Here is a 26,283-nt window from a genome sequence, read left to right as displayed (position 1 = left end):
TCAGACGGCGGGCTCCGCCTCCTCGGGCGGCAGCGCGAACGGCAGCAGCGCGACGGTGATGTTGTCGTGGCCGCCGCCGTCGAGCGCGTGGCCCACCAGGACCTGGGCGGCGTGCAGCGGACGGTCCGAGGCGTCGGCGGGCAGCACCCGCGCCATGTCCTCGGCGGCCTCCGCGTAGTTCCACAGCCCGTCGGTGCAGACCAGCACCACACCCGGCCGGTCCGGCTTGAACGCGGCGGTGTGCGGCTCCAGTTCGTACGCGTCGGCGCCGAGCCAGCCGGTGATGGCGTGGGCCCGCTCGTCCGCGTACGCCTGCGCCTCGGTCATCAGGCCCGCCGCGACCATCTGCGCGGCCCACGAGTCGTCCTCGGTGAGCCGGGCGGGCGGGACCGAGCGGTCGTCGGGCACCCAGTAGGCCCGGCTGTCGCCGACCCAGCCGACGATGAGCAGCCCGCCCGCGACGACCGAGCCGACGATGGTGCAGGCCGGGGCGTTCTGGTGCTCGCGGTCGCCGGCGGGCGGCGTCGCGAGGGCGTTGACCGCGTCGGCGGCGGCCACGATCGCCTCGTGCATGGCCGTCTGCGGATGGGTGCCGGCCGGCAGCGCGGCTTCGAGAGCGGCGCACGCGGCGGCGGCCGCCGCGGCGGACGCCTCGTCGGGGCGGGTCGCCGAGGAGACGCCGTCGCAGACGATGCCGAGGGCGGCGGAAGAGCCGTCGGGCAGCGTGGCGGCGGCGACGGCGAAGCTGTCCTCGTTGCGGTGGTGGCGCAGGCCCCGGTCGCTGACGGCGGCCACGGACGGCAGTTCCCGCTCCATGTGGTCGCGCTCGCGCGGCTGGGCGTGCCCGCAGTGCTCGCAGTAGCCGTCGGCGTCCACCCGGCCGGTCCGGCAGGCCACGCACACCTTCCGGGTGTCGGCGGCGGCACCGCTCGCCGGGGTCGGGCCGGCCGCCGACGCGCCCGCGCCGGCTGTGTCGCCCGCGCCGCCCGCGCCGCCCGCGTCGGCCGTGTCGGACTGGAGCGCGGCGCGCGGATCGGGCGCGGCGAGCGTGAAGTCGCCCTCCGACGCCGGGGCGTCCGGCGCCTCGGGCGCCTCGGGAACCTCGTCCGTCCGTACCGGAATCACCGGCAGCTCCTCGCCTCCCGAGTCGGTGCCCGGCAGATCCCCGGGATGCTGGGTCGCCGTCGACAGCGCCTGGACGTCCCGGGGCGGTGCCTCGGGCCAGTCCACGGGCAGCGGAATCGGCACCGTCGGCCGGTCGGGCCGCGGCGCGGCGGCCGACAGGTCGTAACCGCACGCCCCGCAGAAACGGTCCCCCGACTCGAGCGGTTCCGCGCACACGGGGCAGCTGCCCAGGGGGTGCGGGGGCTTGGGCTTCAGGGACATACTCACACCCACGTCCGGGGGCGGAAACGGTTGGCCCGCTCCACCAGTTCGATCCTGTCCTCGCCCCGCTGGGCGAGCCGGGCGAGCACCCGGTACGAACGCTCCAGGCCGAAGCGCAGTCCGCGCTCGTCCAGTTCGCTGCCCAGCAGCAGCGTGCCCTCGGGGCCCGCGCCCGGACTGCCGGACAGCACCCAGTCGAGCGCCGTGCCCAGCACCTCGGTCGCCAGCCGTTCGCGGCGCACCGCGTCGAGCCCGAAGCCCGCGAGTGCCGAGACCTGCGCTGCGGCGGCCGTCAGGTCCGCCCCCAGCGGCTCGTTCGCGGGCCGGCGCCGGAGCCGGGCCCGGACCGCCGCGACCCGCGCCGCCGTGTAGTGGATGGACGACTCCGGTACGGACTCCAGGACCCGCACCGCGCCCGCCCGGTCGCCCGCCGCGAGCCGCACCCGGGCGAGGCCGAACGCGGCGCTCACATAGCTCGGGTCCGTCGCCCACACCAGGCGGTAGTACTCGGCCGCGTTGTCCAGCTGGCCCAGCACCTCCGCGCACACCCCGAGCGCCAGCTTCGGCGCCGGCTCGCCCGGGAACGCGTCGTAGATCGCGTCGAACGCGAGCGCCGCGCTCTCCCGGTCGCCGGTCGCGAGCGAGGTGACGCCGCGGTACCAGACCACCCGCCAGTCGTCGCCGTACCCCTGCTCCAGATCGGCGAGGGACCGCCCGGCGGCCCCCAGGTCGCCCATCTCCAGACGGGCCCGCAGCTCGCGCAGCCGCAGTTCGAGCGAGCTGACCGGCGCCGCGTGCAGGGCGGTGATCAGCTCGGCGGGCGCGGCGGCCAGCAGACCGGCGAGGAAACCCGCGTTGGGGTCGCCCGCGTCGACCCGCGGCACCGGCAGCGCCAGCGTCGTCGCGGGCACGTCCATCGGGCGCAGGAACGCGCCGCCCCGGCCGCTCACCGCCGTCGGCAGCGACCGCCGCCGGCGCCGCGATCCGCCGTCGGTCCGCCGGACGCCGAGGACCGACACGTCGTCGGTCTGCTCGGCGAACAGCTCGGTGTCCGTCACCCGCGTCTCGGCGCCGAACTGCGTCGAGAGCGCGGGCCGCGGCCGGCCCGACTGCAGCGCCACGACCTCCCGCAGCACGCCCGTCAGCTGCTCGGCCATCTCCTGCGCGGAGCCGAACCGGCGCCCCGGGTCCGGATCGGTGGCGCGCACCAGGAAGCGGTAGAACGACTCGTACGTCCGCAGCACCTCGATGCCGTCCGGCTCCGGCAGCGAGTCCGCGTACACGTTCGTGTAGCCCTGGAAGTCGAAGGTCAGCACGGCCAGGGTGCGCGCCACCGTGTACAGGTCGCTCGCCACCGACGGGCCCAGCTCCGCGACCTCCGGCGCCTGGTAGCCGACCGTGCCGTAGATCGCCGACTCGTCGTCGTCCATCCGCCGGACCGCGCCCATGTCGATGAGCTTCAGCTGATCCTCGGACTGGATCGCGTTGTCGACCTTGAAGTCGCAGTAGAGCAGGTTGCGGCTGTGCAGATGGCCGAGCGCCTCCAGGGCCTCGATGCCGTACGCGCAGGCCTGCTCGACCGGCAGCGGATCGCGCCGCCCGTCGGGCGTCCGGCGCTCGTTGGCGATCTCCTTGAGCGACTTGCCGCCCACGTACTCCATGACGATGTAGCCGTCCAGGGAGCCGGTGCGCTGGTCCAGGTGCTCGACGAAGTTGTAGATGCGGACGATGTTCGCGTGCTCGATCTCGGCGAGGAACCGGCGCTCCGAGATGGCCGCCGCCATGGCGTCCTGGTCACCGGTGTCGAGCAGGCCCTTGAGCACCACCCAGCGGTCCGACACCGCCCGGTCGACGGCCAGGTAGACCCAGCCGAGACCGCCGTGCGCGAGACAGCCCACCACCTCGTACTGCCCGTGCACCACGTCCCCGGCGGCCAGCTTCGGCACGAAGGAGTACGGGTGGCCGCACTTGGTGCAGAAGCCCTCCGTACGGCCCGGCCGGTCGCCGCGCGAACGGCCCACCGGGGCCCCGCAGTCGGACCGCGAGCAGAATCGCTTCCTCTCCGGGACCTCCGGGTTCGCCATCACTGCCCCGCGCGGATCGGGGCGCGGCACCCCCGGCATCGTCACCAGACCCGCGCCGAGCCGGCCCCGGGTCGACTGGGCGCCGCTCGAACCCGAGCTGCGCACCGACACCGAACGCGCCGTGCTCTGCCCCGACAGCGACCGCGACAGCCGCCCGGACACCGACCGCCGCGACGCCGAGGACCGCGCCGACGCCCGCGACGAGGCGCGCGAGCTGCGCACCGAACTGCTGCCGGACTCCCGGGCCGGCACCGCGACGCCCGTCGGATTCGCCGCGAGCACGCCACTGGGCGCGACGACCGGGGCGAGCCCGCAGGTGTCGCAGTACAGCTCGCCGCCTCCCATGTCCTCGTACGATCCCTCGCACGACGGACGCTGACAGCTGCTCACTCGGGGCTCCCCGCTCACCACTGACTCTCCCTGCCGTCCGTACCATCCCCGCCGCCGGCGCGCTCGACGGAATCCCGCGGCGCCGACAGGGCGTCCGCCGCGGCCCGCTGGTAACGCAGCACCGCCTGCTCGGCGACCCGCAGATCGCAGGGCGCGCTCCACAGCATCCGGCGGGCCGCGTCGTACCGCTCGACAAGGAGCGGATCCTCCGCCGCGCCCAGCCGGGCCACCTTCGCCTTGTACGCGTCGAGCCTGCCGCGCAGCTCCGCGCGCACCGCGAGCGGCGCGGTGACCGCCGTCAGCGACTCGCGGGCCCGGATCAACTCGTCCTCCGCCTCCCGCTCCAGGGCGTCGAGCAGCGGCGACAGCCGGTGCCAGCGGGCGTGCCGGCGGTGCTCGGCGGCCGTCGCCAGCCGCTCCTGGAGCGCGGTCGGCGGCCCGCTGACCGCCGGCACCTCGGAGGCGGCGATCTTCGCCAGCACCTCGCCCCGGGCCGTCCGCGCCTCCGCGAGCGTCCGGTCCGCCCGCGACAGCACGTCCCGCAGCCGCAGCAGCCGGTCCTCCGAGTCCTGCCGGACCTGGAGCACCGCCTCGATCTCGCGCCGGATGTCCTCCAGGGCGAGGGCCGCCCGGTCGTAACGGCCGGTGTCCGGCCGCCCGCCGCCGGGCGCCGAACTGCCCCCGGCGGAACGCCAGAACGCCAGCGGGTCCGACACCACCTGGGCGCGCATCGCCGCCAGCTCGGCCGTGATCTCCGCCAGCTCGTCGCCGGCCGGATGCTCCCCGGGCCGCACCCCGACCGAGTGCGCCAGCGAACGCGTCCGGCCCAGCTCGGCGGCGAGCAGGTCTATCCGGGCGGGCAGCGCCGACCAGACGGCGTCGGCCGTCACCACCACGTCGAGCGAGCGCGCGTACAGCTCGTTCATCCGCGCGACCAGGCCCTCCAGGGTGAACGACTCGGTCAGCGCGGCCTGGTCGCCCGCCCCGCCCGGCACCTGCACATGGTCCCCGCGCAGCAGACCGGTCAGCTCGGTCAGTTCCTCCTTGCCGGGCCACCGCCGCCGGGACCGCACCTCACGGGCGGAGTGCAGGGCGGCCGTGTACGCCTCGAAGCACGCCCACAGCACGGTGATCGTCCGCTCGGTGCGCTGCCAGCGCTCCCGGGTCGTCCCGGTCAGCTCGGCGCCTTCGAGCAGCCTGCGGCCGGCGTGGTCCTGGAGCGCGAGGAGCGAGTCCTCGACCGCCTTGTGCTCCGCGCCGAGCCGCGCCAGCGCACGGTCCACCTCGTCCCGGTCCATGGCCGGCCCGGGGGGTCCCGTGACGCCCATCGATCACCTCTCCGTTCTACTTGTACTTCGGGGCGGGCGGTCCGGATATCCCGGGCAGGTCCGCCTTCAGCCAGGTCTCGTACGCCTTCTGCCAGGGGCCCTGCCGGAACTGCACGAGCACCTGGTTGACCCGGCGGACCAGGTCGTCGTTCCCGAGCTTGGCGGCCACCCCGTAGTACTCGGTGGTGAACGGCTTGCCCTTCAGCTCGACCGCCGGGTCCTGGGCGGCCTGGCCGGCGGCCAGCGCGTTGTCCGTGACGACCGCGTCGACCTCGCCCAGCTGGAGCCGGGCCAGACAGTCCAGCTGGTTGGGCACGGTCAGCAGATCCGGGTCGCCCTTGGTGCCGTCGCCCTTGTCCTGGTAGACCGCGCCGAACGACTGCTCGTCCAGCGCCTCGTAGGCCGTGGAGCCCTCGGCGGTGCACACCCGCTTGCCGGCCAGCGAGTGGTCGTAGCCGGTGATCAGGGAGGACTTGGGCGCGAGGACCTGCTGCCCGGCCTGGAAGTAGGCGGTGGAGAAGGCGACCTGCTCGGCCCGCTTGCAGTTGATCGTCATCGTGCGCACCACGAGGTCGACCTTGCCGGACTCCAGGGCGGCGATCCGCTGGTTGGTCGGGATGGTGCGGAAGACGATCTTGTCCTCGTCGCCGAGGATGTCCTTGGCGATGGCCCGGGCCAGGTCGATGTCGAAGCCGCGCAGCTCGCCGGGGATCTCCCGGATCGCCCCGTCGGGCTGCCGGGCGACGGTCGGCGGGGTGCGGAAGCCCCAGTTGTAGCTGGACTGGTCGACGCCGACGACGAGCTTGCCGCGCGCCTTGATCAGGGTGACCGAGGGGCCGTCGACGCTCGACGGGCTCAGCGACGCCTCGGGGTCACGGCAGGAGTCGGCGTCCGCCGCCCGCGGCGGTGTGCCCGCGCCCGCCACGGCGCCCTGCCCCGGGCCGTGCGGGGCCCCGGAACCGGCGTGCGGCAGCGCGACGAGCGCGAGCGACGCCGTCAGCGCGCACGCCACTCCCATCGAGGCCACTCCGCCCCAGCCGCGCAGCCGGCGCGCCAGGCGCCGCCCGCCGCCGCCCCGGCCGTCCGCCCGTACGGGAGCGGTCATGGTCACCGTCACCGGCTCCGGGTCCGGCTCGCCGGCCGGCTCCGCTTCCCCGGCCCCGGTGTACGCCGGAACGCCTCCGTCCGCGCCGCTCTCCGCGCCATGGCCGGCCACCCGGCGCGGGCGGGGCGGGCGCGCGTCGGCGCCGCCTTGGGGGGTGCCGTCCGGCACCCGTCCCGTCTCGACCTTCTGCTCGACATCGTCCGGCATGGCTCCCCCTCTCACCGGTACTCCGACAGTCTGCGGTTGCCGCCGACGACCACTCCGGCCGCGGCGAGCACGCCCAGCGCCGCCACCCCCAGCGGCAGCCCGGTCAGCGCGTCCCGGCCGCCGTCGGCGGCGCGGGTGAACTCGTTCTGCTCGTGGGCGAGGGCCCGGCCCAGCGCCGCGTCGACCTGGTCGAAGGACTGCCCGGTGGACAGCGCGGTGCCGGTGATCAGGTTCATCGCTCCGGTGAAGTCGCCCTCGTCGTCCAGCTTCCGGGCCCGCGTGTGCCGCTCGCGCCACTCCGCGGTCCGCTTCGTGGCCTCGGTCAGCGGGTCCGCACCGGTGGCGTCGTCGGCGAGCCGGGCGGCGTCCTTCAGGTCCGAGGTCAGAGCGGCCATGCTGCCGGCGTAGTCGGCCTCGTACTTGTCGGTCTTGCCGTCCTCGGTGAGCACGGCGCCGCGCGCGACCACGGCCAGGTTCTCGTTGGCGCGGGCCTTCAGGGAGTGGATCCGGGCCTGGTTGAGCACCTGGAGGGACTCCTGGCCGTGCGCCCGGGCGTCGTCGAGCCCGGCCCGGGCCAGCCCGTGTCCGACCACCAGCCACACCACCGCGGCCACGCAGGCCGCCGACGCGGCCAGCAGACCCTGGTTGAACACCCGGTTCGTTCTCCGGTAGTCGCGGCGCTGCGCCCGGAACAGCACGGTCAGCGCCATCGCTCCGAGGACGATCGACAGGAACGGCCAGGTGCGGGCCGCGTCGTCGTCCTGCTGGAGCCGCGCCGTCTCCGCCGCGTACAGCCGCTCGGCGGCCGGCAGCAGCTGGAGGCTCATCGTCTGGTTCGCGTACCGCAGATACGCGCCGCCGAGCGGCAGACCCTGCCGGTTGGCGGCGCGGGCCCGCTCGATCAGGCCCGTGTACCGCGGCAGGTTCTCGTTGAGGGTGGTGATCTCACGGGCCGAGGTGCCGTCGGAGCCGGTGCTCGCGGAGGCCTTCACCAGCAGCCGGGAGGCCGTGGCGATGTCGTCCGTGTAGCGCTTGCGGATGTCCGCGGACTCCTGCGGGCCGGCCAGGAAGGCACTCGCCGCCGTGGCGTCCGCGTCGGCGAGCGAGCGGTATATGTCGGCGGCGTCCGCGCTCAGCGGCTGGCTGCGGTCCACCACGTCGTCCGCGTACGAGGAGCGGTAGGCGACCTCGGAGGCCGTGACCGCGCCGAACGCGAGCACGAGCAGGGCCAGTACCGTCCCCAGGATCCGCAGCCGGCCCGGCTCCGTGGTGGCGGCCCGGCGCAGCGTGGCGCGGCCCTGCCGCCACAGCCCGGGCGTCTCGTGCGCTCCGGCCGCTGTCACCGCGTCGGGCGTCCGGCCCGGCTGCGGCGGCGGTCCCGGCTGCGCGGGCACCTGGACGCCCGGCTGCGCGGGCGCACCGCTCGTGCCCCGCGCCGCCGAGGCGGCGGGCGCGTTCGGCGGGTATGTCACGTGACCTCCCCCTCGGTCTTCGACGTCGACCCCGTCCTGCCGGTCGCTTGCGGACGGTGACCCGGCCAGCAGTATGGCGGCAAGGTCCCGGTCCCCACACCGGGATTGACCCGATCTTGTTCCTATCCTGCCCCACGTCCGCACCGCTGCCGCAGGCGAACCCCTCCTCTCCTCCCAACACTCTGAATACGCCCGCGGACCGGATTCGGTTCCGTCCCGGCTGTCGCCCGAAGGAGTGAACAGGCGTGCGGGGCACCACCAGGTGACGCCCCGTCCGCCTCACTCACTTCGCACGTCACACCGGGCACGTACGTCACGTCCGTCACCACGTCCGGCGCACCAGGCGAGCCCCGCCGCCCGGCCTACGCGTAGTGCGCCCGCAGCCGCGCCGCCGCCTTGGGCCCCGCCCGCTCCGCGTCCAGCGCGAGCAGCCCGGCGCCCAGCACCGGCGGCGCCGTCACCACCCGGATCACCGCCTTCGGGGCCTTCGCCGCCAGCCGCTCGGCGATCCCCTCGTCCAGCCGCGGGTGACGCGCCGCCAGCACGCTGCCGCCGAGCACCACCGGCGCCTCGTCGGCCAGCAGCCCGAGCCGCCCCAGCGCGACCGCGGCCATCGCCACGACCTCCTCGGCGAGCCGGTCCACCAGCGACCGCGCGACCGGGTCGCCCTCCGCGCTCGTACGGAACAGGACCGGCGTCAGCTCGTGCCGGCGCTCCGCCGGCAGCCGCCCCCGGTGCAGCGCCTCGATCAGCGCGTACACCGACGGCAGCCCGAAGTGCCCGGGCAGCGCGCGGGCCAGGGCCGTGGCCTCGCCCCGGCCGTCCTCGGCGCGCGCGGCGAACCACAGCGCCTCCTCGGCCAGCCCGCCGCCCCCGCCCCAGTCCCCGGATATCTTCCCGAGCGCCGGGAACCGGGCCGTCCGCCCGTCCGGCAGCATCCCCGCGCAGTTGATCCCGGCGCCGCACACCACGGCGACCCCGCGCGGCTCGTCGACCCCGGCGCGCAGCAGCGCGAAGGTGTCGTTGTGGACCCGGGTCGACCGGCTCCAGCCGCGCGCCGTCAGCGCCGCCGCCAACTCCTCTTCCTCGACCGGCAGGTCCGCGTTCGCCAGGCAGGCGGCGACCTGCCCGAAGGCAGGGGCGGTGGTGGCACCGCCGCCCGCCGCCTCCCACGCCCGCCCGACGATCTCCGCGAGCACGTCGACGGCCGCCTCGACCCCGACCACCGGCGGCTGGAACCCGCCGCCGCGCGCCTCGCCGAGGACCGTGCCGTCACGTGCGAGCACCGCCGCGTCCGTCTTGCTGTTCCCCGCGTCGATCGCGAGCAGCGCGCCGTTCAGGTTCACGCCCACGCCAGATGCTCCCGGTTGTGCGCGATCAGCCGGTCGGTCAGCCCGTCCGCCTGATCGGTCTGCCCGATCAGCGGGTGCGCGAGCAGCGCCTTGAACACCCGGTCCCGGCCGCCGCGCAGCGCCGCGTCCAGGGCCAGGTCCTCGTAGGCGGTGACGTGCGCGATCAGCCCCGTGTACAGCGGGTCGAGGGCCGGCACCGGCAGCGGCACCGCGCCCTTGGGCCCGACCGCCGCCTGCACCTCCACCACGGCGTCGTCGGGCAGGAAGGGCAGCGTGCCGTTGTTGTACGTGTTCACCACCTGGTACGGGGACCCCCCGCCGGCCGCCCCGCCACCGGACGCCCCGCCACCGGACGCCCGGCCGCCGGACGTCCCGCCCAGCAGCGCCGCCGCCAGGTCGACCGCCGCCTCCGAGTAGAAGGCGCCGCCCCGCTTGGCGAGCAGCTCCGGCTTCTCGTCGAGCGCCGGGTCCCCGTACATCTCCAGGAGCCGCCGCTCCATCTCCGCGACCTCGGCGGCCCGCGACGGCTTGGTGCGCAGTTCCTCGACGACGGCGTCGTGGGAGTAGAAGTAGCGCAGGTAGTACGAGGGGACGACACCGAGCCGGTCGAGGACGGAGCGCGGCAGCCGCAGGTCGTCGGCGATGGCGTCGCCGTGTTCGGCGAGCAGCCGGGGCAGCACGTTCTCGCCCCCGGGCCCGCCGAGCCGTACCCCGGTCTCCCAGGTCAGGTGGTTGAGGCCGACGTGGTCGAGGTGGAGGGCGGACGGGTCGACGCCGAGCCGCGCGGCGAACTTCCGCTGGAGGCCGATCGCCACGTTGCACAGGCCGACGGCCTTGTGCCCGGCCTGGAGCAGTGCCCGGGTGACGATGCCGACCGGGTTGGTGAAGTCGATGATCCAGGCGTTCGGGTTGGTGCGGCGGACGCGTTCGGCGATGTCGAGGACCACGGGGACCGTGCGCAGCGCCTTGGCGAGGCCGCCCGCGCCGGTGGTCTCCTGGCCGACGCAGCCGCATTCCAGCGGCCAGGTCTCGTCCCGCTGCCGGGCGGCCTGGCCGCCGACCCGCAGCTGGAGCAGGACGGCGTCGGCGCCCTCGACGCCCGCGTCCAGGTCGGAGGTGGTGACGATGCGTCCCTCGTGGCCCTGCTTGGCGAAGATCCGCCGGGCCAGTCCGCCGACCAGGCCGAGCCGGTCGGCGGCCGGGTCGACGAGGACGAGTTCGTTGACGGGCAGGGTCGCGCGCAGCCGCGCGAACCCGTCGATCAGTTCGGGGGTGTAGGTGGAGCCGCCCCCCACGACAGCGAGCTTCATATCAGTCGGCTAACCCTTCACTCCGGTGCGCGTGACTCCCTCGACGAAGGCTTTCTGGGCGAGGAAGAACACGAGGATCACGGGGGCCGTGACCAGGACGGTCGCGGCCATGGTCAGATTCCATTCGGTGTGGTGCACGCCCTTGAAGGACTCCAGGCCGTAGCTCAGGGTCCACGCGGACGGGTTCTCGGAGGCGTAGATCTGCGGCCCGAAGTAGTCGTTCCAGGCGGCGAAGAACTGGAAGAGCGCGATCGCGGCGAGGCCCGGTTTCGCCAGCGGCAGCACGATCCGGAGCAGGACGCGCAGTTCCCCGCAGCCGTCGACGCGGGCCGCGTCGAGGTAGTCGCGGGGGATCGTCAGCAGGAACTGGCGCAGCAGGAAGATCGAGAAGGCGTCGCCGAAGGCCAGCGGGACGATCAGCGGCCACAGGGTGCCGGACAGGTCCAGCTGCCGGGCCCAGAACAGGTACATCGGGACGACGAGGACCTGCGGCGGCAGCATCATCGTGGCGACGACCAGGGTCAGGACCAGCCGTTCGCCGCGGAAGCGGAAGGTGGCGAGCGCGTACGCGACGGGGACGGACGACACCACGGTGAGGACGGTGCCGAGTCCCGCGTACAGCAGGCTGTTGCGCCACCAGAGGAGGAAGTCGGGGTCGGTGAGCACGGCCGTGTAGTTGCCCCACGCCCAGGTGTCGGGGGTGAGGTCGCGGGTGAGGGCCTGCTGGTCGCTCATCAGCGAGGTGAGGAGGACGAAGACGAAGGGGAGGACGAAGAACAGCGTGGCGGCGACGGCGAGCGCGTGCACCGCGATCCAGTGCAGGACGGCGGCTCGGCGGACGGCGCGGGCGGTACGGGGTGCGGGGGTACGGGGGGCGCGGGTACGGGGAACTCGGGTACGGGGGCGCCGGGGCGCGTGGGACGGGGGCCCGGACTCTTCCCGTACCTCCGACGAGTCGGACAGAAGGCCCATCGCTCAGTCACCCGCCCCGGTGAGCGCGCTGCCGCCGCGCCGCCGTATCAGCAGCGCGGTGAAGGCCAGGGCGAGGGCGAACAGGACGAGGGCGACGACACTCGCCGCCCCGTAGTCGAAGCGCTGGAAGCCCTGCTGGTAGACGAGCTGGGACAGGGTCAGCGTGGAGCGGTCGGGGTAGCCGGGCTCGAAGGGCCGGCCGGAGCCACTGACGGCGCCCGAGGCGACCTTCCCGGCGACCAGCGGCTCGGCGTAGTACTGCGTCGCCTGGATGACGCCGGTGACCACGGCGAACAGGACGACGGGCGCGATGTTCGGCAGCGTCACGTACCGGAACCGCTGCCACGCCGAGGCCCCGTCCAGCTCCGCCGCCTCGTACTGCTCCCTCGGGACGTCGAGCAGCGCGGCCAGGAAGATCACCATCAGGTCGCCGACGCCCCACACCGCGAGCACGGTGAGCGCGGGCTTGGCCCACGCCGGGTCGTCGAACCAGGCGGGCCCGTCGATCCCGGCCCGCGCGAGCAGGCCGTTCACCGGCCCGGTGCCGGGGTTGAGGAGGAAGACGAAGGCGAGGGTCGCGGCGACCGGCGGCGCGAGAGACGGCAGGAAGAACAGGGTGCGCAGCAGCCCCGCGCCCCGCTTGATCCGGGTGACGAGCATGCCGACGCCGAGCCCGAAGACGACCCGGCAGGCGGTCGTCACGACCACCAGCCACAGGGTGTTGCGCAGCGCGGGCCAGAACAGCGGCGAGTCGCCGAAGACGTACGACCAGTTGGAGAGTCCGGCGAACGACGGTGCGGCGAACCCGTCGTAGCTCATGAAGGAGAAGGAGACGGTCGCGGCCAGCGGGTACCCGAAGAAGGCCCCGAAGCCGACCAGCCACGGCGACAGGAAGGCGAGGGTGCGAAGGGCACGGCGCCGGCGTCTCGTCCGGAGGGTGGCGGTCATCCTCGCTCGGCCTGGGCCATGTCGGCGTCGATCTGCCGTTCCGTCCGCAGGAGTCCGGGGATGAGGCCGCGGGTGTCCTTCTCCTTCTCGAACCGGTAGGCGAAGTCCTGGAGGGTGCGGAGATACGCGCCGCCGTCGAGGGTGCCGGGCGCCGTGTTGGACCGCTTGTGGCGGGCGATGTCGAGGAAGGTCCTGAAGCGTGGATCGAGCTTCAGATCCGGGGACTTGAGCGCGGCGAAGGTGGAGGGGACGTTGCGGATGTCGTTGGCGAAGGCGACGACGGCCTCGGTGTCGGTGGTCAGGAACTCGACCAGCTCCCAGGCGGCGTTCTGCTTCCGGCTGTGCGCGGAGACCCCCATGACCGTGCCGGAGAGGAACCCCTTGCCGTAGTCGAGCCGGTCCTCGTCCGGGACGGGCATCGGCGCCACGCCGATCTCGAACGGCACCTTGGCGTCCATGGCCATGCCGAGCCGCCACTCGCCGTCCATCTGCATGGCGACCTGGCCGGTCTGGAAGGGGTGCTCGGCACCGAACTCGTCCCCGAGACCCGTGCGGAACCGCTCCAGCTTCTCGTAGCCGCCGAGTTCGCGGACCATCTTCTGCTGGAAGAACATCAGTTCCCCGACGGCGGGATCGAGGGCGAGGAACGCCTTGCCGCGCGAGTCGAAGTATCGCGGGCCCCAACTGCCCAGATAGTGATCGATGTTGTTCTCGTAGCCGTGGTAGTTCGGCAGGAAGCCGACCTGGTCGTATCCGTCGCCGCGCGGCTTGGTCAGCGCCTTGGCGTCGGCGCGGAACTCGGACCAGGTCACCGGCGGGCCGTCGATGCCGGCCGCCTTGAAGGCGTCCTTGTTGTAGTAGAGCCCGTACGCGTCGGTGAGCAGCGGCATCGTGCAGCGCACGCCCTGGAACTGCGTGTAGTCGAGCAGGGGCTTCGGGAAGGTCTTCGCCAGGTCGAGCCCGGACTTCTCGATGAACGGGGCGAGGTCGGCGAGAGCGCCCGAGGAGCAGAACCGGCCGACGTTGGCGGTCTCGAAGGAGGTGACGACGTCCGGACTCCTCGACCCTCCGCCGCGCAGCGCCTGGTTGAGCTTGTCGTCGTCGATGCCGCCGACGACATCGACCTTGATGCGGGGGTGGGCCTTCTCGAACCGTGCGATGTCCGCGTCGATGGCCCGGACCTCGGAGGGCGCCGACCAGGGATGCCAGAAGGTGATCGTGGTCCGGGCGCCGGGGTCGTCGTCGGCTCCGCCGCGCGGGGCGCCGGTGCACGCGGTGGCGGACAGGGCCAGCGCCAGGGCGGTGCCGACGGCGGCGAGGGCGGCGAAGGCGCGCCGGTGAGGTGGGGCGGGCGGCATGACGGTGGTCTCCGGTCGGACGGTGGGGGGAGAGGAGAGGGCGGGAGCGGGGCTGGGCTGGGGGGTCAGCGGGGTCGGCGGGAGGTGTCGAAGACTTCGTCGCGGGTGGCGGCGAGGGCCGATTGCAGTGCGCCGCGCAGCACGGGTCGCCGTTCGACGGCACCGAGCACCAACCGGGGCTGTGCGTCGGAGAGTTCGGCGAGGTGTGCCTGGACGCGGGCGAGCAGGGGCTCCCCGCCGGGACGGAGCGCCGCGCCGGACAGGACGACGAGTCCGGGGTCGAGGACGGCGACGAGGGCGGCGACGCCGACGGCGAGGCGCTCGGCGTACGCGTCGAGAAGCCGGGCGTACCGCTCGTCCTCCCCGTGCCGTTCGGCGGCCTCGGCGAGCAGCCGGGCGGCGGCCGGCACGTACGGCGGTCCGCCGGGCTCGATCCCGCACGCGCCGGCGAGCCGCAGGAACGGCCGGACGCCCGCCAGTTCCTGGAAGCCGCCCGCACCCGCCTGCGCGACCCGCCGGACCAGCGGGGTGCCGGGCACCGGCAGCAGGCCGACCTCCCCGGCGCCGCCGGTGACCCCGCGGTGCAGCCGGCCGCCGAGCACGAGCGCGGCGCCGAGGCCGGTCTCGTTCCACAGCAGCACGAAGTCCTCGTGCCCGCGCGCGGCGCCGGTCCGCTGCTCGGCGAGGGCGACGAGGTTGACGTCGTTCTCGTACGCGACCGGCATCGGCAGCGCGTCCGCCAACTCTTCGAGCAGGGTTGGGGAGTGCCAGCCGGGCAGATGGGCGGCGTAGCGGAGCCGCCCGGTGGCCGGGTCGAAGGCCCCGGGGGTGCCGATGACCAGACGGTGTACGGCTCCGAGGGCGAGCCCGGCCTCCTCGGCGGCCCCCAGCAGCGCACCGGCCACCCGGCCCACGACCCCGCCGGGCACCGCTGTCGTGGCGGGCAGCCGGAACTCCCCGACGATCTCGCCCGTCACGTCGGCGACGGCCGCGTGGATCCGGTCGGCGGTGACGTCGAGCCCGGCGGCGTACGCGGCGCGCGGATTCACCGCGTACAGCCGCGCGTTCGGTCCGGGGCGGCCCTCCGAGACACCGGTCGCCTCGACGAGTCCGGCGGCTTCGAGGCGGGCGAGGAGCTGGGACGCGGTGGGCTTGGACAGGCCGGTCAGCCGGCCGATCCGGGGCCGTGACAAGGGGCCGTGCGCGAGCAGCAGATCGAGCGCGGCCCGGTCGTTCATCGCCCGCAGCGTCCTCGGGGTGCCGGGCGTGGCGGCCCTGCCGCCGCCCGTGCGCGGGCCCGCGCCGGTGCCGGTGCCGGGATCCCGGTCCGGAGCCGTACTCGCCATGACGTCTCCGTCCCCCTGTCCCCGCCCCTGTCGCGGCCGTACTGTTAGGAAAGTTTCCTATTGGGGCGGAGAGCCGTCAAGAGCCGTCGGCGCCGGGAGCGGCCGTCGGTGCCTTGCGGGCGAGCAGGTGGACCTCCTGGAACTGCCGGAGGTCGGTGGGCTCGGGCTCGCGCACCATCCGGGCCACCTCGGTCAGCCCGGTCGCGCGCAGCAGCGCGGCCAGATGGTCGGGCCACCAGCGGTAGGCGGGCGCGACCGCGTGATCGAACTCCCGCGTAGGGTGCGCGGCGCCGTCGGTCGCCGAGAAGCCGATCAGCAGATGGCCGCCCGGAGCCAGGACCCGGTGGAACTCGGCGAGTATCGGCGGGAGTTCGGCGGGCGGGGTGTGGATGACGGACCACCGGGAGAGGACTCCGCCGAGGGCGTCGTCGGGGAGGTCCAGCGCGGTCATCGAGCCGACCTCGAACCGCAGGCCGGGAGAGAACCGCCGGGCCAGCTCGATCATCGCGGGCGAGGCGTCGATGCCGAAGGCCGAAGTCCCCGACTCTTCCAGGTACGCGGTGACATGGCCCGGACCGCACCCCAGATCCGCGACCCGGCCGTCCCCCGCGGCGCGGGCGAGTTCGGCGAAGGCGTTCAGGATCGCGCGGTCCAGGGGCAGGTCGCGGAGGGAGTCGCGGAAGAGGTCCGCGTAGGTGGAGGCGACATCGTCGTAGGCCTGGCGGGTGGCACGGAGGGCTTCGTGTTCGACCATGCCCGCGAGGGTAGTTCGGCCGCCGGCGCGCCCGCCCGCCGGTCCGGACGGGGCGCCCGGCCGGTCCCGGCCCGCGACGTCAGGCCGCCACGGCGTCCATTCCGTGCGGCACCGGGTTCTCCTCGACCGCGTGCGCGGACGGCGCGGCCTTGAGCAGGACGGCGCCGACGAGCAGGGCGGCGAGCGCGCATCCGGCGGCCGTCAGGAAGGCCGTGTGATAGCCGCCGATCAGCGCGTCCGCCCGACTCTTCCCGGCGGCGGCGAGGGCGTCCGCGCGGGCGTTGGCGAGGGTGCTCAGAACCGTGAGACCGATCGCTCCGCCGAGCTGCTGGGTGGTGTTGAAGAGTCCGGAGGTGATACCGGCCTCGGCCGGTGCCACGGCGGCCATGCCGAGGCCCGTCATGGCCGGTGCGGCGAGCCCGAAGCCCAGTCCCATGACGAGACCGGCCGGGAGGAAGTCGACCGCGTAGACACCGTCGGCGCGGGCGAACGACAGCAGGACGAACGCCGTGGTCACGAGCCCGAGCCCCGTGAGAAGCAGGGCGCGCGGGCCGAACCGGGTGAGGAGCCGGGCCGACAGGCCGAGGGACACCGCCGCGATCACGACGGCGATGGGCGCGAACCCGAGTCCGGCCCGCAACGCCCCGTACCCCCGGACCCGTTGGAGATAGAGCGTCCCGAAGAACAGCAGGCCGAACATGCCGGCGATGAGGAGGAACTGGACGAGATTGGCCGCCGCCAGACTCCGCGAGCGGAACAGCCGCAGCGGCAGCAGCGGGGTGGCGGCCGTGGCCTGGCGGGTGACGAAGCCGATCAGCAGGAGGAGGGCGAGCGGTCCGAGGAGCAGGGTCCGGGCCGCCGTCCAGCCGATCCGCTCGGCGTCCACGATCGCGTACACGAGGAGCGTCATGCCGCCGGTGACCAGCAGGGCGCCGAGGAGGTCGATGCCCTGGCCCTGGCCCTGCCTCAGCCCCTCGCCCCGCTCCCGGGGCAGCGCCCGTACGCCGGCGAGGACGAGGACGGCGCCGATCGGCGCGTTGATGAAGAAGATCCAGTGCCAGTCGAGCCATTCGGTCAGGACACCCCCGAGCAGCGGCCCGGCCGCCCCGCCGCCCGCCGACGCGAAGCTGTAGGCGGCGATGGCCTGGGCCCGCTTCCGCCCCTCGGGGAACACGGTCGCGACCATGCCCAGGAGGCAGGCGGAGGTGATCGCCCCGCCGATGCCCTGAAGGAAGCGGGACGCGATCAGGGCCGTCTCGCTGTCCGCGAGACCGCACAGCACCGACGCGGCGCTGAACAGCACGACGCCGGTGAGGAACACCGTCTTCCGCCCGAGCAGATCGCCGAGCCGCCCGGCGAGCAGCAGGAGCCCGCCGAAGGGGATGACGTACGCGTTCACCACCCAGACCAGGTTCCCGGAGGAGAGCCCGAGGCCGCGTTGTACGGCGGGAAGGGCGACGTTCACGATGTTCTGGTCGAGCACGATCATCATCTGGCCGACGCAGAGCAGGGCGACGATCAGCCAGGGTGAGGTGCGCGCCCGCACGGGGGACGGGGGCATGACAGGACCTTCCTATGGGGCACCTTTTGTTACAGCGGTCATCGTCTGTGTCCGTGGTGCGCCGCGGAAGAAGGCACTTTTGTGTGACGCGGTCACATGAATGTGTCCGTGCAGGTCACGGGGTTGTCCATACGGCGTCCAGATCCCGGCAGCGGACGACGAGGGTCGCGTCGGTGAGCGCGATCTCGTGCCGGCACCCCGCCGGATCCGGCAGGACCTCGTCGAGGAGGAAGGTGTCCGACGCCATCCAGTCGATCGCGTGCGGCGAGTCGAAGGAGAAGTGGACGACGCCGGAGTACCGGATCTCCAACTCCTCCTCGTGCTTCCACGGATTGGGCGTGAACCGCACGACGAGCGACCCGCTCTTGTCCGTCGCCACCCGCACCTCGGCCAGCGCCAGGTCCTTCACGCAGCGCGGCGAGCTGAACCGGTAGTGATCGGGATCGGTGACGAACGCCCGTGCCCCCGGCGGCAGTTCGGGTGCCAGGCGCGGCAACTCTTCCAGGTATCCGTACGGGTCGACCCGGAACCCCCGGCACTCGTCGTCCCACTCGACCTCGACGTACTTCATCCGTCCCCCGCCTTCGCCTTTTCCATCGAACCGTCGACGGCATTCTCGTCGAGAGGGCGACACCGGCGGATCGCGGCAGGCGGGCTATGCGGCCGGATCCTCGTCGGGGAGCGGATGCCTGCGCATCCGCAGGCCGTAACGGATCGTCCAGAGCGGGTCGAACAGACCCCGGACGAACGGGTCTCCCCGCTTCATCAGCGAGGGCAGACCGAGCCGGGCGCGCCGCAGCTGCCAGGGGCAGTCCGCCCCGCCACCGCCCGACGGTATTCCGCCGATTCCGCCCGGGTACGTGTCGCCGGTCCCGGCATAGGCTCCCGCGCATGGCCACCCATGAGCGTGAGATCACCGCCCCCGTCGATCTGTGCCTGCCGGACGGACGGCTGAACCCGTCGGCCGCCGGATGGTCCAGGACCCCGCTGCACCGGGCCAATCTGCGGGGCTGGGGCCGGAACAAGCGCTGGGAGTACTGGTGCGTGACCACCCCGACCCATCTCGTCGCGCTGACCGTGAGCGATCTCGACTTCCTGACCTTGGACACGGTGTACGTGCTGGAGTACGGGCCGCAGGGTCCCGTCCGCGAGTTCGAGCGGACGGCGATAGCACCGCCCGGAGGCCGGAGGAGCCGTCTGCCGCGGGCGGTCGCGGGTACGGCCGAGGCCCCCGCCGTCGTGGTCGGCCCGCCCCGCCCCACCGGCGGCAAGGTCCGGATCGAGATACGGGAGGAGGACGGCGGCACCCGGCTGCGGGCCCGCTGCCTGACCCCTTCCTCGCCGAAGGAAACCGTGGAAGTCGACCTCCTCGCCGCTCTGCCCGCCGGCCACGAGTCCCTGTCGGTCGTCGTGCCGTGGGACGAGCGCCGCTTCCAGTACACGTCGAAGCAGACGGCCCGCCCCGCCTCCGGGACCGTACGGATCGGCGGCCGGGTCCTGGAGTTCGGCGCGGACGCCTGGGCCGTGCTCGATCACGGCCGGGGCCGCTGGCCGCGCTCGGTCGACTGGAACTGGGGCGCCGCGTCGGGCCGTACGGACGGACACACGGTGGGCCTGCAGTTCGGCGGACGCTGGACCGAGGGCACCGGCGCCACGGAGAACGCCCTCTGCGTGGACGGCCGACTCTCCAAGCTCGGGGAAGAGTTGGAGTGGCGCTGGACCCCCGATGACGTCATGGCCCCGTGGACCCTCACCTCCCCGGGCGACCGGCCCGCCGTGGACCTCACCTTCACCCCCTTCCACCGCCGCGCCACCCGCACCGAGGCCGGTCTGATCGCCAACCGCACCGACCAGTGCTTCGGCCACTACTCGGGCCGGATCCGCGACGACGAGGGACGCGAGATCGCCGTGGAGCGGCTGCTCGGGTGGGCCGAGGACGTCCACATGCGCTGGTGAACTTCCCGTCCGGCCCTCGGTGTTACGTCCACAGGTGGGCGATCACCGAGCGCATCCCCTGGAGCAGGGCCGGGCGGGTCTCCTCGGGCGGGTCGAGCGTCTCGAAGCCGTGGTGACCGTGGGGGAGGTCGATCAGCTCCAGTCGCGCCCCGCCGTCCTCGGCCGCAGCCACGAACGCGCCGACAGTGGCGGCGATTTCCGGTGACTCCAGACCGGCCCGCAGGAGTACGAAGGGCAGCCGGCCCGCGCCGGAGACGGCCCGGGCCGGCTGGAACCGGCTGTCGGTCATCCCCCAGTTGGGCAGCGGCGCCAGGATCGGGTACGAGGCGGCCAGGCAGCGCAGCCAGGCCGGCGGCCCGGCCAGCCAGTCCGCGGCGAGCAGCCCCCCGCCGGACAGGAACCACAGGGCGATCCGGTCCGCGTCCACCCGGGGATCGGCCCGCACCAGGTCCACGGCGGCGGCCACGTCCTCGGCGGCCCGTCCGTAGTCGGCAATGTCGTGCAGCCGATGGTCGACGGTCGCGCCGACCACGCCCTCGGCCGCCGCCAGGCAGGCGTACCCCACCACGGTCGGCCACTCCCGGGGCGTGGGCCGGGCCCCGGCGGGCAGCGGTCCGCCATGGACGACGATCACGGCCGGCAGCGGCTTCTCGCCGTCTGGGACGTACAGGTCGACGTGCTCCCTGCGCTCCCGGGCCGGCACGGGAACGTCCAGCGGGAACGGCCGCAGATGCGCGGGGGTCGCGTCCGTACCCCTGGCCGGTCGCAGCCGGTGCCCTTCGCCCGCCGCCGCGCTCAGCAGGACGGTGGCGAGTTCGGCCGGGCAGGACAGCATCGGCCAGTGCCCGGTGGGCAGTTCGAAGAACCCGGTGGCAGGATCGGCCAGTACGGCGAGCGCCGGGTCGCCGAAGTCGACGAGTCTCTGCACCAGTTCGACGCTCGCGCCGTTGCCGGTGCACAGCACCCCCGTGACGGGTACGGCGGCCACCTTCCCGCTCAGTCGCAGCGGTTCGTACAGGGTGCCCAGCGGCTGCGGGGCGGCGAGGGCGGTCAACCGGTCCAGGGCCGCGTCGGAGACCCCGGCGGTACTGCCCCAGCGCGCCCACGCGTCCCGCGCGGGCGGAGCCAGCTCGCCGTCCCCACCCTCCCGCCGGTACCGTTCGGCCAGCTCCCCGCGCAGGGCCTGGTCGGGTACGGCCGCCAGCGCCGGTACCCCGTCCCGGGGCATCGCGCAGTCCAGGTACACGAGGCGGGCGACGCGCCGGGCCCGCCGGTCGGCGGCTCCGAGCGCCGGGTGGATGCCGTAGTCGTGACCGACGAGGACGATCTCCCGGCCGGGTTCCACCGCGTCGATCGACGCCAGCACATCCTCGATGTGCGTCTCAAGGCCGACCCGGGCCGACGGCGCGGCGGGCCTGTCCGCGTCAAGTCCCGTCAGGGCCACCGCGTGTGCCTCGCGGCCCGCCGCGGCCAGCCGCGCGGCCGTCTCCCGCCACACCTGGGCGCCGGTGAACGCCCCCGCCACCAAGATGAACACCGTCATGGATCCTCCTCCGGTCCGCCGGGTGCCGCGCCGCTCGCGCACACCCGGGCCGCGGCTCCGGCACGTGGGCCCGCTCCGCCGCGCCGGTACCGTAGGAACTCCCCCGGAGGGAGATTCAACTGTCCACGTCCGATGAGCGGTTCTGGAGCATCGGCGAACTCGCGGAACGCGCGGGCGTCACCGTGAAGACCGTCCGCTTCTACTCCGACCGGGGTCTGCTGCCCGAGTCGGCGCGCAGCGGCGGCGGGCACCGCCGCTACGGCCCCCGGGCGCTGGACCGGCTGAGCCTGATCCGCTCCCTGCGCGCCCTCGACCTGCCGCTGCACGAGATACGGCGGGTCGTCGAGGACGCGGACGACGCGGCGGGCCGCGTACTGGAGGACGCCGTCGCGAGCCGACTACGGGTGCTGGGCGGTGAGTTGAAGGCGATGCGCTGGCGGGAGGCGGCGCTGCGGCTGGTGGGGGAGTGCCCGCCCGAGCAGCGGGCCGACCGGCTGCGGCTGCTGGGCGCGGTGGGCGCGGCGGGCATCCCGCCGAACACGGCCCCGCTGGCCCGCTTCTGGCGCGCCTGGCTGCCGGCGCGGACGCCCGCCCGGGTCGCGACGGAGTTCCTGGAGGCGGCGGTGCCGCAGCCGCCCGACGAGCCGACCCCGGCCCAAGTCCTGGCCTTCGCCCGGCTGTACGCGATGACGACGGCCCCCTGCCCGGGCCGCCGGCAGCCCCAGCCGGAGGTGCACCGCGTGGCCGGGGCCCGTGGGACGGCCCTGCTGTACCCGGGCCTCATCGAGGCGTTCGAGCTGGCCGCCCCGCCCCTGCGCCGGTCCCGCGAGCCGCGCCCCGGGGAGGCGCTGGACGCCTACGTCGCGGCGTACGCCGGCGCGTACGGCCGCCGGGACACCCGGGACTTCCGCCGCCTGCTGGCCGTACGGCTCGCGGCCGAACCGCGCCTCGACCTCTACTGGGAACTGGCCGCCCTGATCCGCACCCCGGCCACCGGCCCGCCCGACCCGACCCCGGGCGCGGCGGACGCCTGGCTGCGCGCGGCCTTGGACCGGGACAACGCGACGGCGGCGTGAGCGTGCGGCTTGTGCGTGCGCCGAACGCAGCCGCGACGCCCGCCGTCCAGGCGAACGGCTCCGCGTCAGCTCTCTCCGTACGGACAAAGTCGAATGCCCGGACGAGGGCAGGCGATGAGTGCCCGTGAGACGTACTGCCCCGCCTTCGAGTAGTAGCCGTGGACCACGTCGTTGCCCGAGGTCAGACACAGGGTCTCGCGGGAGCGCTGGAGGCGGTCCCAGAGCGGGAAGTGTTCCTGGTCGACCGGCGGGTTCTGGGTGAGTTCGCCTTCCAGCCACGACACCGCGTCGTCCACGGCGGTGTACGTGCCGAGTACCTGGGCGCGCGGGCGCGTGAGCCAGTCCTTGATCTCGATGGGCGGAAAGTCGGCGGGCGCCTCGCCCCGCCGGATCGCCGATTCCGGGTAGGAACGGCCGGTGTACGCGTACGCGTGCCAGTGCTGCTGCGTCACCGGCGCAGCGTATCCACGGGGGCGCCCCTCACCCGGCGACACGGGATGCGGCCCTTCGCGCGAGTTCGGCCATCCTCGCGGGTTCTGTCAGAAGGAGTGCTCCCACCAGGTATTCACGGGTCCACCGGACGGCTTCCTCGGGGCAGGACAACAGCCGCGTGGGCGCGATTTCGGCGCGCAGCGCGGGGTCCGCCAGGGCTTGGGCAAGGATGTCGCGCGTCATCTCCGCCGCCAGCCAGTAGAACGTCCGTTCCTTCAGGGCGAAGGTCAGGTGCAGGGACGTCTCGTCGCCTTCGGTGTACGGGGAGTGGACGAATCCCCGGGGCAGCCAGAAGACGTCGCCTGGCTCCAGAGTGAATGCCTGTTCGGGTGGAGTGTTGGCGAGATAGTGACGTTCGGCGGGAGTGAACCCCCGTTCCAGGAAGTTTCCGTGCTCCGTCATCGGGTTCTCGACGAACGGCGGATGGAGCGGCCAGGTCTTGCGGCCGGCGAGCTGGACGATCAGGGTCACGTACGGGTCGTAGTGGTACTTCAGGCCCTGGGCGCCGGGCGGGGTCATGTACGCGTTCACGTGCACCAGGCAGCCCGTCTCCTCCTGGATCTCCCGGCGCAGGAGACTCAGGGACGGCTTGACCGTCTGGAGCTGACGGACGGAGAGGGTGCCGCCGCCGTCGAGATGTGACCGCACGGCTCCGGGGCGGGGCATGTCGCCGGACGCCTCGGTGTAGGTGTGCCGTTCCAGCACCTTGCCGTCCTTGAGGAGGACGACATTGCGCGCGGGCAGACACTCGCTGTCCACCAGGGCGTTCACTTCGGCGAGCGACCACAGCGCGGCGAGCGCGCGCGGGGAACGGTGGTGGAGCGTGGGCCGGGTCGGCCAGTGTTCGAGGATCCTCGGGACGTCGTCCACGAGATCGGCCAGGGGCATGGCGGGTCCTTGAGGGAGCGGGGAGAGGGAGCGGAGCGGGGCTCGTCACCGCGCGAGGTGACGAGCCCCGGGCGGGGTCAGGCCGTCGGCTCGGCCCTGGTCAGCCATGCGCGCGCGAACGCCGTGATTTCCGCCGCGCTCATCCGCAGTTTCCTGTCCGACCCCTCGGGCTTGCTGTCCCCCAGCGCGTATCCACCACCGCGCAGTTCGGCCAGGGTGATGCAGCTCTCCATATTGCCGTCGTTATCCGTGCCGCCGCCGCACAGGGCGGCGAACGGGCCGCTGATTTCCCGCTCGTACAAGTCGGTCATAGTGTTGTCTCCTGTCTCTGTTCTCGGATGGGGACTGGTCCCCTGCCTCCGGGCGGTCTTGCCGGACATCACCGGGGGCGGGGGAACTCCTTGACGGTCATCTTCGGCGGGTCGTGCGGGTGGTTGCGGATCTCCACCACGCAGTCGACGGCGGCCGATTCGTCGTGCCGGGGGCCGGCGGCCGAGTAGGTGTCGAACCACCGGGCGAGGTGCCCGCAGAGTGTGCAGCCGGGGGCCGGTACGGGGCGGGCGCGGAGTCCGTGATCCGCCGAGAGGACGTACGTCTCGGGCGGCATGGGCTTCACGGGCCGCTCGGTCGTACGGGGCTGGTGAGTGTCCGGATGAGGTCCCACTCGGCCTCCGTGGGTTGCCGCAGATCCTCGGGTTCGGGGTTCCACTCGGTGCCGCCGCCGGGAGGCCGCAGATACAGGACCCCGTGGTCGTCGAGGGCCGTCACCATGCCGATGCGGGACGGACGTTGGCCGGTGTCGACGACGAACGAACCCGTGGCGGGCAGCGGGCGGGGGCGTGATGGGGGCGCGTGGGGGTCGAGGTGCGCCTTCTTATCTGACAACACAACTCCTCTGAGTAGCCGATCTGCTACCGGGTGTGGTCAGACTGGCGTAAAGTCAGGATGTCTTCAACTGGTCAGGTCCGAAGGGGGACTTGTGTGAATCGCAAGGAGCTGAACCCGGAAAGCGGGCCGCTGGCGGCCTTTGGCGCGCGACTGCGCGCGGTGCGCGAGGCCAGGGGGTGGACACAGGACGAGCTGGGGGTGCGGATCGGGTACTCCGGCACCCATGTCTCGGCCGTGGAAACTCTGCGGAAGCCCCCAACTCTTCCCTTCGTGAGGAGTCTGGATCGCATTTTCGGAACGGAGGGGACCGACGACTCGTTCGAGCAGGAATGGCGCGCGATCCGGCACGGATCGCTTCTCGCGGGCTTCCCCGAGTACGTCCGCTACGAGGGGCGGGCGGCGGAGATCCGGCTCTACGAGTCCGGTGTCATCCCCGGCCTGCTCCAGACGGCGGAGTACACGAAAGCGATTGTTGAAGGTGCCGTCAGGCGTGGCGCGATCACGCCCGAGCAGGCAGAGGAGCGGCTGTCCCTCAACGCGGACCGGCAAGTAGCCCTCGTTCGGACGCCGATGCCGCTGATCTTCGTGGTACTGGACGAGAGTTGTATCCGGCGGCCCGTTGGTCGGCCCGGCGTGATGGACGGCCAGTTCGACCGCCTGATGGAGTTCGCCGAGCAGCCGAACACTCATCTCCAGGTGGCGCCGTTCACCTTGGGTGACCGGCGGCCGTTCAGCCTGCCGTTGTACATCCTGACGATGCTCGACCGCTCGCTCGTCTCGTATGCAGAATCCGCTCAACAGGGCCATTTGGAAAGGGAAACGACCTCGGTCGTCCCCATACTGACGGGCTACCATCAGCTTCAGGCCGAAGCCCCCTCGCAGGCGGCGTCCCTGGCCATGATCGACGAGGTACGAAAGGGCATGTCGTGACGACCGAACCCCTCTGCTGGTACAAGTCCTCCTACAGTGAAAATGGTGGCGCCTGCGTCGAGATCGCCGCCAACCTCGCCGCCTCGCGCGGTGTCGTTCCCGTCCGTGACTCGAAGGTCCTCGACGGGCCTGTTCTGGACTTCTCCGTCGGCGCGTTCTCTTCGTTCGTGGCCGGTATGAAGGCTGGGCGGCTCGACGGCTGACTGTCACCGTAGGAGGGCCGAACCCGTGGCCCTGACGGGCCGGTTGCGAAAGGGAGTGTCTTGATGACCGATTCCCCCCGCTGGTTCACGTCCTCCTACAGCGACAACGGTGGTCAGTGTGTCGAGGTGGCCACCAACCTTGTCGCCTCGCGTGGCGTGGTTCCGGTCCGTGATTCGAAGGTCGCGGACGGGCCGGTGCTGGAGTTGTCCGCTGCCGCTTTCTCATCATTCGTGGCCGGTGTGAAGGGAGTGTCCTGATGATGGAGTCCCCCCGCTGGGTCACATCCTCGTATAGCAACAACGGCGGCGCCTGCGTCGAGGTCGCGACCAACCTCGCCGCCTCGCGTGGTGTCGTCCCGGTCCGCGACTCGAAGATGACCGACGGGCCGGTGCTCGACGTCTCCGCCGCTGCTTTCACGTCGTTCGTAGCCGGTGTGAAGGGAGTGTCCTGATGACGGAGTCCCCTCGCTGGTTCACGTCCTCCCACAGCAGCAACGGTGGTCAGTGCGTCGAGGTGGCCGCCAACCTCGTTGCCTCGCGCGGCGTCGTCCCCGTCCGTGACTCGAAGGTTGTCGACGGGCCGGTGCTGGAGGTTTCCGCCGCCGCGTTCTCGTCGTTCGTGGCCGGTGTGAAGGCCGTCCGACTCGACGGCTGACGTCCGCACCACCCGGCGCGCCCCGTCCCCGGTACGCGAAAGGGCGGCCCCCACCGAATCGGTGCGGGCCGCCCTTCCT

The 26,283-nt window shown here is 73.2% G+C and carries 27 protein-coding genes; 7 read left to right on the top strand and 20 right to left on the bottom strand.

Annotated elements, in window-relative coordinates; genetic code table 11:
- The 14 genes from ABZ693_RS10595 to ABZ693_RS10530 all read right to left on the bottom strand — a co-directional run bounded on the left by ABZ693_RS10595 (window position 1) and on the right by ABZ693_RS10530 (window position 18,144).
- Window positions 1-1,386, bottom strand: a complete 1,386-nt coding sequence (locus ABZ693_RS10595) for a PP2C family protein-serine/threonine phosphatase (protein WP_359875417.1) — start codon at window positions 1,384-1,386, stop codon at window positions 1-3.
- 2 nt (window positions 1,387-1,388) lie between these two features.
- A complete protein-coding gene (locus ABZ693_RS10590; RefSeq protein ID WP_359875416.1) occupies window positions 1,389-3,815 on the bottom strand; it encodes a serine/threonine-protein kinase in 2,427 nt (808 codons plus the stop codon).
- Between the two features lie 59 nt (window positions 3,816-3,874).
- Window positions 3,875-5,188 (bottom strand): coiled-coil domain-containing protein, encoded by a 1,314-nt coding sequence (locus tag ABZ693_RS10585; protein ID WP_359875415.1) that lies wholly within the window; start codon window positions 5,186-5,188, stop codon window positions 3,875-3,877.
- 16 nt (window positions 5,189-5,204) lie between these two features.
- A complete protein-coding gene (locus ABZ693_RS10580) occupies window positions 5,205-6,293 on the bottom strand; it encodes a glutamate ABC transporter substrate-binding protein (protein ID WP_359875527.1) in 1,089 nt (362 codons plus the stop codon).
- Window positions 6,294-6,511: 218 nt separating this feature from the next.
- Window positions 6,512-7,972, bottom strand: coding sequence for a GlnX family signal transduction membrane protein (locus ABZ693_RS10575; protein WP_435842390.1), 1,461 nt, complete (start codon window positions 7,970-7,972; stop codon window positions 6,512-6,514).
- Between the two features lie 362 nt (window positions 7,973-8,334).
- Complete coding sequence (locus ABZ693_RS10570; RefSeq protein WP_359875525.1) at window positions 8,335-9,318, bottom strand: N-acetylglucosamine kinase; 984 nt, start codon at window positions 9,316-9,318, stop codon at window positions 8,335-8,337.
- Window positions 9,315-10,634, bottom strand: coding sequence for a 6-phospho-beta-glucosidase (locus tag ABZ693_RS10565; RefSeq protein ID WP_359875414.1), 1,320 nt, complete (start codon window positions 10,632-10,634; stop codon window positions 9,315-9,317). Before ABZ693_RS10565 ends, ABZ693_RS10570 begins: the two co-directional genes overlap by 4 nt.
- 9 nt (window positions 10,635-10,643) lie before the next feature.
- Window positions 10,644-11,606 (bottom strand): carbohydrate ABC transporter permease, encoded by a 963-nt coding sequence (locus ABZ693_RS10560; protein ID WP_359875413.1) that lies wholly within the window; start codon window positions 11,604-11,606, stop codon window positions 10,644-10,646.
- A gap of 3 nt (window positions 11,607-11,609) precedes the next feature.
- Window positions 11,610-12,554 (bottom strand): carbohydrate ABC transporter permease, encoded by a 945-nt coding sequence (locus tag ABZ693_RS10555; RefSeq protein WP_359875412.1) that lies wholly within the window; start codon window positions 12,552-12,554, stop codon window positions 11,610-11,612.
- Window positions 12,551-13,912, bottom strand: coding sequence for an ABC transporter substrate-binding protein (locus ABZ693_RS10550; protein ID WP_359875411.1), 1,362 nt, complete (start codon window positions 13,910-13,912; stop codon window positions 12,551-12,553). Before ABZ693_RS10550 ends, ABZ693_RS10555 begins: the two co-directional genes overlap by 4 nt.
- A 65-nt stretch (window positions 13,913-13,977) precedes the next feature.
- Window positions 13,978-15,150: an ROK family transcriptional regulator gene (locus tag ABZ693_RS10545; RefSeq protein ID WP_359875524.1), complete on the bottom strand. Its 1,173-nt coding sequence runs from the start codon at window positions 15,148-15,150 to the stop codon at window positions 13,978-13,980.
- A gap of 184 nt (window positions 15,151-15,334) precedes the next feature.
- Complete coding sequence (locus ABZ693_RS10540) at window positions 15,335-16,012, bottom strand: class I SAM-dependent methyltransferase (RefSeq protein ID WP_359875410.1); 678 nt, start codon at window positions 16,010-16,012, stop codon at window positions 15,335-15,337.
- 79 nt (window positions 16,013-16,091) lie between these two features.
- The gene (locus ABZ693_RS10535; RefSeq protein WP_359875409.1) at window positions 16,092-17,573 is read right to left on the bottom strand and encodes an MFS transporter; all 1,482 of its coding nucleotides are present in this window, start codon (window positions 17,571-17,573) and stop codon (window positions 16,092-16,094) included.
- A gap of 115 nt (window positions 17,574-17,688) precedes the next feature.
- The gene (locus tag ABZ693_RS10530; RefSeq protein WP_359875408.1) at window positions 17,689-18,144 is read right to left on the bottom strand and encodes a hypothetical protein; all 456 of its coding nucleotides are present in this window, start codon (window positions 18,142-18,144) and stop codon (window positions 17,689-17,691) included.
- 320 nt (window positions 18,145-18,464) lie between these two features.
- Here ABZ693_RS10530 and ABZ693_RS10525 point away from each other — a divergent pair, with 320 nt between their 5' ends.
- Window positions 18,465-19,529, top strand: a complete 1,065-nt coding sequence (locus ABZ693_RS10525) for a DUF2804 domain-containing protein (RefSeq protein WP_359875407.1) — start codon at window positions 18,465-18,467, stop codon at window positions 19,527-19,529.
- Between the two features lie 22 nt (window positions 19,530-19,551).
- Here ABZ693_RS10525 and ABZ693_RS10520 read toward each other — a convergent pair whose 3' ends face one another.
- A complete protein-coding gene (locus ABZ693_RS10520; RefSeq protein ID WP_359875406.1) occupies window positions 19,552-21,072 on the bottom strand; it encodes an alpha/beta fold hydrolase in 1,521 nt (506 codons plus the stop codon).
- 119 nt (window positions 21,073-21,191) lie between these two features.
- Between ABZ693_RS10520 and ABZ693_RS10515 the strand changes: the two genes are divergently transcribed.
- Window positions 21,192-22,148, top strand: coding sequence for a MerR family transcriptional regulator (locus tag ABZ693_RS10515; RefSeq protein ID WP_359875523.1), 957 nt, complete (start codon window positions 21,192-21,194; stop codon window positions 22,146-22,148).
- 65 nt (window positions 22,149-22,213) lie between these two features.
- On the opposite strand, the gene ABZ693_RS10510 is transcribed toward ABZ693_RS10515, so the two are convergent.
- From ABZ693_RS10510 to ABZ693_RS10490, 5 genes are all read right to left on the bottom strand, one after another.
- On the bottom strand, window positions 22,214-22,600 hold the full coding sequence (locus ABZ693_RS10510; protein WP_359875405.1) for a hypothetical protein: 387 nt from the start codon (window positions 22,598-22,600) through the stop codon (window positions 22,214-22,216).
- Window positions 22,601-22,628: 28 nt separating this feature from the next.
- Window positions 22,629-23,528 carry a JmjC domain-containing protein gene (locus ABZ693_RS10505; RefSeq protein WP_359875404.1) on the bottom strand — a complete coding sequence of 300 codons (900 nt, stop codon included), beginning with the start codon at window positions 23,526-23,528 and terminating at the stop codon, window positions 22,629-22,631.
- Between the two features lie 77 nt (window positions 23,529-23,605).
- Complete coding sequence (locus tag ABZ693_RS10500) at window positions 23,606-23,839, bottom strand: DUF397 domain-containing protein (protein WP_359875403.1); 234 nt, start codon at window positions 23,837-23,839, stop codon at window positions 23,606-23,608.
- A 68-nt stretch (window positions 23,840-23,907) separates the two neighbouring features.
- Window positions 23,908-24,144 carry a hypothetical protein gene (locus tag ABZ693_RS10495; RefSeq protein WP_359875402.1) on the bottom strand — a complete coding sequence of 79 codons (237 nt, stop codon included), beginning with the start codon at window positions 24,142-24,144 and terminating at the stop codon, window positions 23,908-23,910.
- Entirely contained in the window at window positions 24,141-24,413 is a 273-nt protein-coding gene (locus tag ABZ693_RS10490) for a hypothetical protein (RefSeq protein WP_359875401.1), read from the bottom strand. The genes ABZ693_RS10495 and ABZ693_RS10490 overlap by 4 nt, the downstream gene beginning before the upstream one ends.
- Before the next feature lie 96 nt (window positions 24,414-24,509).
- Here ABZ693_RS10490 and ABZ693_RS10485 point away from each other — a divergent pair, with 96 nt between their 5' ends.
- Genes ABZ693_RS10485 through ABZ693_RS10465 form a run of 5 tightly spaced genes read left to right on the top strand, consistent with a single transcriptional unit; the run spans window position 24,510 to window position 26,204 of the window.
- Entirely contained in the window at window positions 24,510-25,346 is an 837-nt protein-coding gene (locus ABZ693_RS10485) for a helix-turn-helix domain-containing protein (protein ID WP_359875400.1), read from the top strand.
- Window positions 25,343-25,549, top strand: a complete 207-nt coding sequence (locus ABZ693_RS10480) for a DUF397 domain-containing protein (RefSeq protein ID WP_359875399.1) — start codon at window positions 25,343-25,345, stop codon at window positions 25,547-25,549. The genes ABZ693_RS10485 and ABZ693_RS10480 overlap by 4 nt, the downstream gene beginning before the upstream one ends.
- 60 nt (window positions 25,550-25,609) lie before the next feature.
- Complete coding sequence (locus ABZ693_RS10475; RefSeq protein WP_359875398.1) at window positions 25,610-25,807, top strand: DUF397 domain-containing protein; 198 nt, start codon at window positions 25,610-25,612, stop codon at window positions 25,805-25,807.
- Window positions 25,807-26,001, top strand: a complete 195-nt coding sequence (locus tag ABZ693_RS10470) for a DUF397 domain-containing protein (RefSeq protein WP_359875397.1) — start codon at window positions 25,807-25,809, stop codon at window positions 25,999-26,001. Before ABZ693_RS10475 ends, ABZ693_RS10470 begins: the two co-directional genes overlap by 1 nt.
- The gene (locus ABZ693_RS10465) at window positions 25,998-26,204 is read left to right on the top strand and encodes a DUF397 domain-containing protein (RefSeq protein WP_359875522.1); all 207 of its coding nucleotides are present in this window, start codon (window positions 25,998-26,000) and stop codon (window positions 26,202-26,204) included. The genes ABZ693_RS10470 and ABZ693_RS10465 overlap by 4 nt, the downstream gene beginning before the upstream one ends.
- Window positions 26,205-26,283 lie beyond the last annotated feature (79 nt).

It is taken from the genome of Streptomyces laurentii (assembly GCF_040635425.1).
Classification (GTDB): Bacteria; Actinomycetota; Actinomycetes; order Streptomycetales; family Streptomycetaceae; genus Streptomyces; species Streptomyces laurentii.
This window is presented reverse-complemented; position numbering and strand designations above follow the sequence as displayed.

Coding starts and splice junctions, on each gene's coding strand:
- ABZ693_RS10595 (WP_359875417.1), bottom strand. CDS start 1,386: ATGTCCCTGAAGCCCAAGCCCCCGCACCCCCTGGGCAGCTGCCCCGTG.
- ABZ693_RS10590 (WP_359875416.1), bottom strand. CDS start 3,815: ATGGGAGGCGGCGAGCTGTACTGCGACACCTGCGGGCTCGCCCCGGTC.
- ABZ693_RS10585 (WP_359875415.1), bottom strand. CDS start 5,188: ATGGGCGTCACGGGACCCCCCGGGCCGGCCATGGACCGGGACGAGGTG.
- ABZ693_RS10580 (WP_359875527.1), bottom strand. CDS start 6,293: ATGACCGCTCCCGTACGGGCGGACGGCCGGGGCGGCGGCGGGCGGCGC.
- ABZ693_RS10565 (WP_359875414.1), bottom strand. CDS start 10,634: ATGAAGCTCGCTGTCGTGGGGGGCGGCTCCACCTACACCCCCGAACTG.
- ABZ693_RS10560 (WP_359875413.1), bottom strand. CDS start 11,606: ATGGGCCTTCTGTCCGACTCGTCGGAGGTACGGGAAGAGTCCGGGCCC.
- ABZ693_RS10555 (WP_359875412.1), bottom strand. CDS start 12,554: ATGACCGCCACCCTCCGGACGAGACGCCGGCGCCGTGCCCTTCGCACC.
- ABZ693_RS10550 (WP_359875411.1), bottom strand. CDS start 13,912: ATGCCGCCCGCCCCACCTCACCGGCGCGCCTTCGCCGCCCTCGCCGCC.
- ABZ693_RS10545 (WP_359875524.1), bottom strand. CDS start 15,150: ATGAACGACCGGGCCGCGCTCGATCTGCTGCTCGCGCACGGCCCCTTG.
- ABZ693_RS10540 (WP_359875410.1), bottom strand. CDS start 16,012: ATGGTCGAACACGAAGCCCTCCGTGCCACCCGCCAGGCCTACGACGAT.
- ABZ693_RS10535 (WP_359875409.1), bottom strand. CDS start 17,573: ATGCCCCCGTCCCCCGTGCGGGCGCGCACCTCACCCTGGCTGATCGTC.
- ABZ693_RS10530 (WP_359875408.1), bottom strand. CDS start 18,144: ATGAAGTACGTCGAGGTCGAGTGGGACGACGAGTGCCGGGGGTTCCGG.
- ABZ693_RS10525 (WP_359875407.1), top strand. CDS start 18,465: ATGGCCACCCATGAGCGTGAGATCACCGCCCCCGTCGATCTGTGCCTG.
- ABZ693_RS10520 (WP_359875406.1), bottom strand. CDS start 21,072: ATGACGGTGTTCATCTTGGTGGCGGGGGCGTTCACCGGCGCCCAGGTG.
- ABZ693_RS10505 (WP_359875404.1), bottom strand. CDS start 23,528: ATGCCCCTGGCCGATCTCGTGGACGACGTCCCGAGGATCCTCGAACAC.
- ABZ693_RS10500 (WP_359875403.1), bottom strand. CDS start 23,839: ATGACCGACTTGTACGAGCGGGAAATCAGCGGCCCGTTCGCCGCCCTG.
- ABZ693_RS10470 (WP_359875397.1), top strand. CDS start 25,807: ATGATGGAGTCCCCCCGCTGGGTCACATCCTCGTATAGCAACAACGGC.